Annotated in this window: 3 protein-coding genes; all 3 read left to right on the top strand. The window is 64.5% G+C overall.

The window, feature by feature from the left end; translation table 11 throughout:
• Nucleotides 1-723: hypothetical protein (locus tag R3P93_RS14840; RefSeq protein WP_317533364.1), on the top strand; the 723-nt coding region annotated here is incomplete at its 5' end.
• A gap of 215 nt (nt 724-938) precedes the next feature.
• Nucleotides 939-3,515 (top strand): aminotransferase class III-fold pyridoxal phosphate-dependent enzyme, encoded by a 2,577-nt coding sequence (locus R3P93_RS14835; RefSeq protein WP_094665775.1) that lies wholly within the window; start codon nt 939-941, stop codon nt 3,513-3,515.
• A gap of 525 nt (nt 3,516-4,040) precedes the next feature.
• Complete coding sequence (gene rpoB, locus R3P93_RS14830) at nt 4,041-7,547, top strand: DNA-directed RNA polymerase subunit beta (protein WP_094665727.1); 3,507 nt, start codon at nt 4,041-4,043, stop codon at nt 7,545-7,547.
• Nucleotides 7,548-7,556: the final 9 nt, after the last annotated feature.

The raw sequence follows: 7,556 nt of genomic DNA, 5'->3' as shown, positions 1-7,556 counted from the left end.
GACAAGCCTGCAACCGACAAGTCTGCAACCGAGAAGCCTTCGGTCGACAAGCCTGCAACCGACAAAACTGCAACCGAGAAGTCTTCGGTCGACAAGCCTGCAACCGACAAGTCTGCAACCGAGAAGCCTTCGGTCGACAAGCCTGCAACCGACAAAACTGCAACCGACAAGTCTGCAACCGACAAGTCTGCTGCCGACTCCATCGCAAGCGCCTCGTCCTCCGGACCGGTGTCGGGTATCGGCTACAAGCACGTGATCGTCGTCGCGGTGATTGCCGTGGTGCTCGGCGCGTTCGCTGCCGTTGCCGCGTTCAAGCCGTTCGCCACGATCGACAATGCGGCGTGGGTGGATTCCGCGGCCACCCAGGAGGTCACTTCGGCTGCGACCGATGCGCTGCAGACCCTGTACACGTACAAGGCCGAGACGATCGATGCCGATTTCGATGCGGCCCGCGCTGTTCTCAATCAGTCGATGCTCGACGAGTTCAACTCCACCGCTGAGACAACCAAATCTGCTGTGGTGCAAACGAATACGGGTACCGAGGCCATGGTGACGGACATCGGTGTCACGCGGTTGGAGGACGACAAGGCCGAGCTGCTCGCCAATGTGAACATCAGCGCTACGCAGAACGGCGTCGCGTCGGGCAGCGCCGAGGGCCCGTTGACGGTGAACATGGAGAAGGTCGACGGCTCCTGGAAGCTCTCGGCCATCGACGATCAATAGTCGCTCCAACCAATAGCTCGATCAGGCCCCGTTCGACGCAGAAGCCCTGCGCGGACGGGGTTTTTTCGTATCGTTTTCGGCCGTCTCTCACCGACTTCGGGCCGAGCTACCATCGCGTTTGCGTCCTGGTTGGGACGAGCCCTGGTTGTTCGGGACAACCATTTTCACGCTCGGACAGCCAGGGGTGGATCCGATGAAAACGGAGCATGCTGGTCATGACTGACACAACTATCGATTTTTCCGTGCTGGAATCCCGGTCCGGTCGATCGGGCTTTGCCGAGCACGTCAATCCCGAACTGTACCGCTTGTTGTCTGCGCTGAACCTGGATCGCGAGTACGTGCGCGGCGACGGGACGGTCCTGTTCGACGCCTCGGGCCGACGCTATCTCGACTTCGCGGGGGCGTACGGAGCCCTTCCGTTCGGGCACGGTCCCACTCCGATCTGGCAGGCGGTCAACGACGTTCGCTGCAGCGGGGAGGCAATTTTCGTGCAGCCCTCGGTGCTGAGCGCGGCCGGTGAATTGGCAGATCGGTTGGGGCGCTTGGCCCCCGAGGGGTTGACGCGAACGACGTTCGTCAACAGTGGTACCGAGGCGACGGAGGTCGCGCTCAAGATCGCCCGAGCGCACACCGGGCGGCTGGGTGTGCTGACCACCGCGAACAGTTTCCACGGTAAGACCCTCGGTGCCTTGTCTGCGACGGGAAACATCAAGTATCAGAACGGTTTCGGCGCTCCGGTCGAGGGATTCGATCATATCGAGTTCGGGGATTCGGATGCGCTCGACGCGGCCCTGGCGGCAGCACCCGGGCATTATGCAGTGTTTCTGGTGGAGCCGATTCAGGGTGAGGGTGGAGTGGTGTGCCCGCCCGACGGATACCTGCGCCGCGTGCGGGAGATCTGCGATCGGCACGGGGTGCTCATGGCACTCGACGAGGTGCAGACCGGGCTCGGCCGGACGGGCCGGATGTTCGCAGCCGAGCACGACGGCGTGGTGCCGGACATTCTTACTCTCGCCAAGGCGCTCGGTGGCGGGATCGTGCCGGTGGGCGCGGTGCTGAGCCGCCCGGAGTTGGTGGGGGAGAGCTTCGCGCTACGGCACACGTCGACCTTCGCGGGGAACGCGTTGGCTGCACGGGTGGGTATCGCGGTACTCGAAGAACTGACTCGGGACGGCTGCGCGGTGGTGGAGAATGCGGCAGTACTCGGCCATCGGCTGAAGAACGATCTGAGCGCGCTGGCCGAGAAGTATCCGTCGGTGGTCACCGAGGTACGCGGCCGCGGACTGTTGCTGGGCATCGAACTCACCGCGGACGTGAACTTCGTCGGACGGCAGTCGCTGCTCGGATCGATCGCAGATCAGCACAACCTCTCCGCGGTGATCTGCTCGTACCTGCTCAATGTCGAGGGGATCCGAGTGGCTCCGACTCTGTTCGGCAACAGGGTGATTCGCATCGAGCCGCCGCTCACGGTGTCCGGGGTGCAGTGCTCGCGTCTGGTCGCAGCACTGGACCGGGCGTTGGGCTACGCGGCAGCGGGAGACATGGACGGATTGTTCGGGCACCTGTTGGGCCGTCCGACCGTCGCCACGCCGCCTGCCCTCGCGGCGCTGCGTCCCGGGCGTACCCCCGACATCGCGGTACGGCCCACCGATCGACGTTTCGCGTTCATCGCACATCCCCTCGATCTCGGGTTCTTCGCGGCATTCGACCCGGCGCTCGAGGTGTTCGACGACTCCGAGCGACAGGACTTGCTCGAGCGGTTCGCGGCGTCGACGTCCGAGCTCGAACCCGCGTCGTTCGTCATCGGCAGTGGCCGGGTCGTCGGAGGCGGGGACGCGACGGCGCACGGTGATCTGATCGGGCTGCCGTACACCTCTCAGCAGTTGCTGCAGCTGCCGACCCAGCGTGCGCTGGCAGTGGTGGGCGGTGCCGTCGAGCTGGCGATCTCACGCGGTGCAACGGTCGTCGGGTTGGGCGGTTACTCGTCGGTGATCACCGTCAACGGGTTGGGTCTCGGCGCGACGACGCGTCCCATCACCACCGGCAACACGTTCACCGCTGCGGCCAGTCTGCGGGCTGTTCGACGCGTGTGCCGTGAACGCGGAATCGATGTCGCGCGGGCTCGGGTGACGATTCTCGGTGCCGCCGGGGCGATCGGGCGAACCATCGGCAGGCAGTTGGCCGGCGAGGTCGGTGCCGTCGTGCTGGTCGGTAGGCAGGGGGAGAGTTCGGTGATCGCTCCCAAGCTGTGGGCGGCTGCGCAGGAGATGGTGGCGAGCGCTCGGGCGGGTGCGGGGTCGGGGGAGCTGGCCGCCGCCGCGCACGCTGTCGACGGTGATCTGGACGATCTGATCAGGTCGCGGCACCTGGGGTTCTTCACCGATCCCGTTGCTGCGGTGCATGATTCGTTGATCGTCATCGCTGCGACGTCGGCACCACATGCGTTGATCGATCCGACGGATCTGATGGAGGGTGCCATCGTCTGCGATGTGGCGCAGCCGCCGAACATCGGCCGGGACGTGCGCAGTGAGCGGCCGGACGTCACGGTGTTCGACGGCGGCATCGTGCAGGTGCCGGCGGGTTCGGATTTCGGGCTGACCTACGGGTTGGCTCCTGGGCTGACCTACGCCTGTATGGCCGAGACGATGCTGATCGCGTTGTCGGCTGAGTTCGGACTGCGCAGTGTCGGGGCCACCCTCGACGGCGAGAGCGTCGAACGGTTGGGTGAGTTGGCCGATCTGCACGGCTTCGCGCTCGCCGAGGCCACGCGGTGGCGGGAGAGCGCCCGGTAGTCGGCAGGGGCGGGGCGCGTCGGTGTCCCCGCCCGCAGCCCCGCCCCGCCCCCGCCCCTGCCGTCTGCGTCAATGGACCCTTGCATACGTCTCGGCGGTGCAATGGTCCATCGACGCGACCGGTTCGAGTGCGGTCTCACGGAAAACGGGTCTCACGGAAAACGGATCGGGCCGAACCTCTTGACGAAGGAAGGCTCAAGGGTCACTCTTGTCGTCAGGAGCACCCCCAGCGGTTCTGAAGCGCAGCGGCATCGGGCGTACGGCAGGCGACACGCTTTCGTCGAGTCAGCGCACGAATGGACCCCGGGTGCTACTTTTGATGCCCCCGTTGCGCTCTGCGCACATTTGGGGTACCTTTGGACGTTGCGCTGGCTGCCTCCTGTCCACCTCTCGATCGCTGTTACCCGAAAGCACGTTTTCGGGCCGCTGTGATGGGGATTCGGTCTGGTTGCACCAGCCGAAATTCGCCCCACATATAGCAAACAGATACAGCGGCGGTCGCACTGCACGAGCGACCCGCGTGAGGTGCTGGAAGGACGCATCTTGGCAGTCTCTAGCCAGACCAAGGCAGTTGTCGGAACACCGGGAGCCCCGAGGAGGGTTTCGTTCGCGAACATTCGCGAGCCGTTGGAGGTACCCGGTCTCCTCGATGTACAGACGGATTCGTTCGAATGGCTGGTAGGTGCGCAGAGTTGGCGTGACCGTGCCGCCGCCCGCGGAGACAGCAGTGTCGCCGGTGGACTCGAGGACATCCTGACCGAGCTCTCTCCGATCGAGGACTTCTCGGGCTCGATGTCTCTCTCCTTCTCCGACCCACGATTCGACGAGGTCAAGGCCTCGACCGATGAGTGCAAGGACAAGGACATGACGTACGCGGCTCCGCTGTTCGTCACGGCCGAGTTCATCAACAACAACACCGGTGAGATCAAGAGCCAGACGGTCTTCATGGGTGATTTCCCGATGATGACCGACAAGGGCACCTTCATCATCAACGGCACCGAGCGTGTCGTGGTGTCGCAGCTGGTGCGTTCTCCGGGCGTCTACTTCGATCATTCGATCGACAAGACCACCGAGAAGGACCTGCACAGCGTCAAGGTGATCCCCGGTCGCGGTGCATGGCTCGAGTTCGACGTCGACAAGCGCGACACCGTCGGTGTCCGCATCGACCGCAAGCGTCGTCAGCCCGTCACGGTGCTGCTGAAGGCTCTCGGTTGGTCCACCGAGCAGATCACGGAGCGCTTCGGCTTCTCCGAGATCCTCATGGCCACCCTGGAGAAGGACAACACCGCCGGTACCGACGAGGCGCTCCTCGACATCTACCGCAAGCTGCGTCCGGGCGAGCCGCCGACCAAGGAGTCGGCGCAGACCCTGCTGGAGAACCTGTTCTTCAAGGACAAGCGCTACGACCTCGCTCGCGTGGGTCGCTACAAGATCAACAAGAAGCTCGGCCTCAACTCGGGTCAGCCCATCGTGGCGTCGACCCTCACCGAGGAAGACATCGTCGCGACCATCGAGTACCTCGTGCGTCTGCACGCAGGTGAGACCTCGATGACCGCACCCGACGGCGTCGAGGTTCCGGTCGAGGTCGACGACATCGACCACTTCGGCAACCGTCGTCTGCGTACCGTCGGCGAGCTCATCCAGAACCAGATCCGCGTGGGCCTGTCCCGCATGGAGCGCGTCGTGCGCGAACGTATGACGACTCAGGACGTCGAGGCGATCACGCCGCAGACCCTGATCAACATCCGTCCCGTCGTCGCTGCGATCAAGGAGTTCTTCGGAACCTCCCAGCTATCGCAGTTCATGGACCAGAACAACCCGTTGTCGGGTCTGACGCACAAGCGTCGCCTGTCGGCACTGGGACCCGGCGGTCTCTCTCGTGAGCGCGCCGGCCTCGAGGTCCGCGACGTTCACCCGTCGCACTACGGCCGCATGTGCCCCATCGAGACCCCGGAAGGCCCGAACATCGGCCTGATCGGATCGCTCTCGGTGTACGCACGCGTCAATCCGTTCGGCTTCATCGAGACCCCGTACCGCAAGGTCGTCGACGGCAAGGTCACCGACGACGTCGATTACCTGACCGCCGACGAGGAGGATCGCCACACGCTCGCGCAGGCGAACTCTCCGGTCGACGATTCGGGTCACTTCGTCGAGGACAAGATTCTCGTCCGTCGTAAGGGTGGAGAGGTCGAGTTCGTCTCGTCCGACGACATCGATTACATGGACGTCTCGCCGCGACAGATGGTCTCCGTCGCGACCGCGATGATTCCGTTCCTCGAGCACGACGATGCCAACCGTGCCCTGATGGGCGCGAACATGCAGCGTCAGGCCGTCCCGCTGGTGCGCAGCGAGGCTCCGATCGTCGGTACCGGCATGGAGCTGCGTGCAGCTGTCGACGCCGGTGACGTCGTCATCACCGAGAAGACCGGTGTCGTCGAAGAGGTCTCCGCCGATTACGTCACGGTCATGGCCGACGACGGATCGCGCAAGACCTACCGGATGCGCAAGTTCGCGCGTTCCAACCAGGGCACGTGCGCCAACCAGCGTCCGATCGTGGACGAGGGACAGCGCGTCGAGTCCGGCCAGGTCCTCGCCGACGGCCCCTGCACCGAGAACGGTGAGATGGCACTCGGCAAGAACCTGCTGCTGGCGATCATGCCGTGGGAGGGCCACAACTACGAGGACGCGATCATCCTGTCGCAGCGCCTCGTGGAAGAGGACGTTCTCACCTCGATCCACATCGAGGAGCACGAGATCGATGCTCGCGACACCAAGCTCGGTGCCGAGGAGATCACTCGCGACATCCCGAACGTCTCCGACGAGGTCCTCGCTGACCTCGACGAGCGCGGCATCATCCGTATCGGTGCCGAGGTTCGTGACGGCGACGTGCTGGTCGGAAAGGTCACGCCCAAGGGCGAGACCGAGCTGACCCCCGAAGAGCGCCTGCTGCGCGCCATCTTCGGTGAGAAGGCTCGCGAAGTTCGCGACACCTCGCTCAAGGTTCCGCACGGCGAGAACGGAAAGGTCATCGGCATCCGCGTCTTCTCGCGCGACGACGACGACGATCTGCCTCCCGGCGTCAACGAGTTGGTCCGCGTCTACGTGGCTCAGAAGCGCAAGATCCAGGACGGCGACAAGCTCGCCGGCCGCCACGGCAACAAGGGCGTCATCGGCAAGATCCTCCCGCAGGAGGACATGCCGTTCCTGCCCGACGGCACCCCGATCGACATCATCCTCAACACCCACGGTGTTCCGCGTCGTATGAACATCGGGCAGGTCCTCGAAACCCACCTGGGTTGGATCGGCAAGACCGGTTGGAACGTGCAGATCGCCGCGGACGGCAGCAAGCCCGATTGGGCCGAGCGTCTGCCCGAGGAGATGCTGGCGGCTCCGGCCGACAGCAACATCGCCACCCCGGTGTTCGACGGTGCCAAGGAGAATCAGCTCGCCGGCCTGCTGGAGAGCACGATTCCCAACCGCGACGGCGAGCAGATGGTCGGCTCCGACGGAAAGGCCACGTTGTTCGACGGCCGCTCCGGCGAGCCGTTCCCGTACCCGGTGTCGGTGGGCTACATGTACATCATCAAGCTGCACCACTTGGTCGACGACAAGATCCACGCTCGTTCGACCGGGCCGTACTCGATGATCACGCAGCAGCCCCTCGGCGGTAAGGCGCAGTTCGGTGGACAGCGCTTCGGTGAGATGGAGTGCTGGGCCATGCAGGCCTACGGCGCCGCGTACACGCTGCAGGAGCTTCTCACCATCAAGTCGGACGACGTTGTCGGCCGCGTGAAGGTGTACGAGGCGATCGTCAAGGGCGAGAACATCCCGGAGCCGGGTATCCCCGAGTCCTTCAAGGTGCTCCTCAAGGAGCTCCAGTCGCTGTGCCTCAACGTGGAGGTGCTGTCCTCGGACGGCGCAGCCATCACGATGGCCGACGGTGACGACGAAGACCTCGAGCGTGCCGCAGCCAACCTGGGAATCAACCTCTCCCGCAACGAAGCTGCCACGGTCGACGACCTCGCTCAGTAGTTCTGTGGT

The sequence above is a fragment of the Rhodococcus cerastii genome (assembly GCF_033042195.1).
In the GTDB taxonomy this organism is placed as follows: Bacteria; Actinomycetota; Actinomycetes; order Mycobacteriales; family Mycobacteriaceae; genus Rhodococcoides.
This window is presented reverse-complemented; position numbering and strand designations above follow the sequence as displayed.